The organism is Frankia sp. AiPs1 (genome assembly GCF_023716945.1).
Classification (GTDB): Bacteria; Actinomycetota; Actinomycetes; order Frankiales; family Frankiaceae; genus Frankia.
Map to the genome: position 1 here is coordinate 1 of NZ_JAMQQF010000735.1, position 2,415 is coordinate 2,415.

At 74.6% G+C, this 2,415-nt stretch carries 3 protein-coding genes; all 3 read left to right on the top strand.

Features of this window, described 5'->3' with window-relative positions; genetic code table 11:
- Positions 1-805: NAD(P)-dependent oxidoreductase (locus tag ND748_RS30085; RefSeq protein ID WP_251749599.1), on the top strand; the 805-nt coding region annotated here is incomplete at its 5' end.
- 64 nt (positions 806-869) lie between these two features.
- Positions 870-2,312 carry a glycosyltransferase family 4 protein gene (locus ND748_RS30090; protein ID WP_251749601.1) on the top strand — a complete coding sequence of 481 codons (1,443 nt, stop codon included), beginning with the start codon at positions 870-872 and terminating at the stop codon, positions 2,310-2,312.
- A partial coding sequence (locus ND748_RS30095) for an NAD-dependent epimerase/dehydratase family protein (protein ID WP_251749603.1) occupies positions 2,309-2,415 on the top strand: 107 nt, incomplete at its 3' end. The genes ND748_RS30090 and ND748_RS30095, both read left to right, overlap by 4 nt.

The following is a 2,415-nucleotide window of genomic DNA, read 5'->3' on the forward strand; positions in this document are numbered from 1 at the left end:
CGCGTACCGATCCCACCTGGGGGGGCTCGCCGCCGAGCTCGACGGCGTCGGGGCGGTCGTCAACGCCGCGGGGGTGGCGGTGTCGGCGGCCCGGCTGTCACCCGGGCTCGTCGGGGGCAACGCCGCCTGGCCGCGACTGCTCGCGGACGCCTGCGAGCGGGCGGGGGTGCCCCGGCTCGTCCATGTCAGCACCGCGGCGGTGCAGGGCCGGGTCGACCGGCTCGACGAGAGCCTGCGCTACGCGCCGGTGAACCCCTACGCCCGGTCGAAGACCCTCGGCGAGCAGCTCCTGCGCGACGCGGCGGCCGCCGGCAGCGTTGAGGTGACCCTCTACCGACCCCCCTCCGTGCACGGCCTGGGGCGTCGGATGACGACCGCCTTCGCCGCGTTCTGCCGGCGCTGGCCCCTGGTGACGTGCGGGGACGGCAGTCAACCCGTGCCGGTCGCGCTGATCGGCAACATCGGCGCGGCGGTCGCCGCGATCCTGGCGGCGAACGGCGCGCCCCTGGTGGTGTCCCACCCCTACGAGGGGCACACCGTGCGCAGCCTCTACGAGACGTTCGCGCCGGGTCGGCCGGTGCACCCGCTGCCGGCGAGGACGGTCCAGGGGCTGCTGCGCGCCGCCGAGCCGACCGGGCAGTGGCTGCCGCCGCTGAGCGCGGTATGCCGCCGGGCGGAGCTGCTGCTGTTCGGCCAGGGGCAGGAGCGGGGCTGGCTCGACGCGCGGGGCTTCCGGCTGCCGCTCGGCCAGCCCGCCTGGGATGAGGTCGCCGCCGCGACACGCGGACGGTCGCACTCACGTTAATCACTCCAAGTGAAGACTACGCTACTTTTAGCTATAGATCGTCGACGGCTGGAGGTCGAACTCCGTGTCCACCCTTCCCGGCTGCCGCGTCCTGGTGGTGACGCACTACTTCCCGCCGGAGATCGGCGCGCCGCAGGCGCGGCTGTCGGAGACGGCCCGGGCGTGGGCGGCCGACGGCCTCGACGTCACCGTGCTGACCGGGATGCCGAACCATCCCACCGGAGTGATCCCGCCCGAGTATCGCGGCGCCTGGCTGCGCACCGAGCGGGTCGACGGATATCGCGTCGTGCGCGCCCGGCTCTACGCCACCCCCAACGAGGGCGTGGTCCGCAAGACGCTGTCACACCTGTCGTTCATGGTCTCGAGCGTCCTGCTCGGCGGCTGGCGGACCGGCCCGTGCGACGTGGTCGTGGTGTCCTCGCCGACCTTCTTCCCACTGGGCTCGGCGTGGTTGCTCGCGCGGCTGCGGCGGGCCCGGCTGATCGTGGAGGTGCGCGACCTGTGGCCCGCCATCTTCGAACAGCTCGGCGTCATCACCGACCCGCGCGTCCTCGGCCTGCTCGAACGCCTCGAACTGGCCGCCTACCGGGCCGCCGATGCCGTGGTCACGGTCACCGAGGGCTTCCGAGACGACATCGTCGGTCGCGGCATCGCGGCGGACAAGGTACACGTGGTGCGCAACGGCGTCGACCTCGACCGGTTCCACCCCGACACCGTCGCGCCGGCCCGCATGCGTGCGCGGCTGGGCGCGCCGGGCACGGAGACGCTCGTGCTCTACATCGGCGCCCACGGCATCTCGCACGGCCTGACCTCGGTCGCCGACGCTGCCGCCCGACTCGGTGACGCCCGACTCGGTGACGCCCGACTCGGTGACGCCCGACTCGGTGAGGCCCGACTCGGTGAGGCGCGGATCCGGTTCGCCTTCGTCGGAGAAGGCGCCGACAAACGCCGGCTCGCCGCGCACGTCCACAGCCTGGGGCTGGCGAACACGGTGCTGCACGACGGCGTGCCCCGCGAGCAGGTGCCGGGCGTCGTCGCGGCCGCCGACCTCTGCGTGGTGCCGCTACGAGACGTGCCGATGTTCGACACGTTCATCCCGTCGAAGATGTTCGAGCTGCTCGCCGCCGGTCGGCCGGTGATCGGTGCGGTGCGCGGCGAGGCCGCCCGGATCCTCACCGCCGCCGGGCAGGTCGTCGTCCCCCCGGAGGATCCCGCGGCGCTGGCTGCCGCCGTCGTCCAACTGGCCGCCGACCCGAACCGGCGGGCCCGGATGGGGCGGGCCGGCCGGGCCCACGTCGAGCGGCACTTCGACCGCGACGAGCTGGCCCGGCGGTACCGCCGGCTGCTGTTCGACCACGACGAACCGGCTCACCCCGGCAGCACCGGGCGAGCCACCGCTGCACCGGACGCGACCGTCCCGGCGCAGCAGGCGGCGACGCCCGCCCCGGACCGGGACGCGGCCGGGCCACGGACGGCGACGGCACCTGGACCGGAGGCGTTGACATGAGGATCCTCGTCACCGGCGCGACGGGCTTCCTGGGCAGCCGGGTGGTCCCGCGCGCGCTCGCGCAGGGGCACGAGGTCGTCGGGCTGGCGCGCAGCGCCACGGC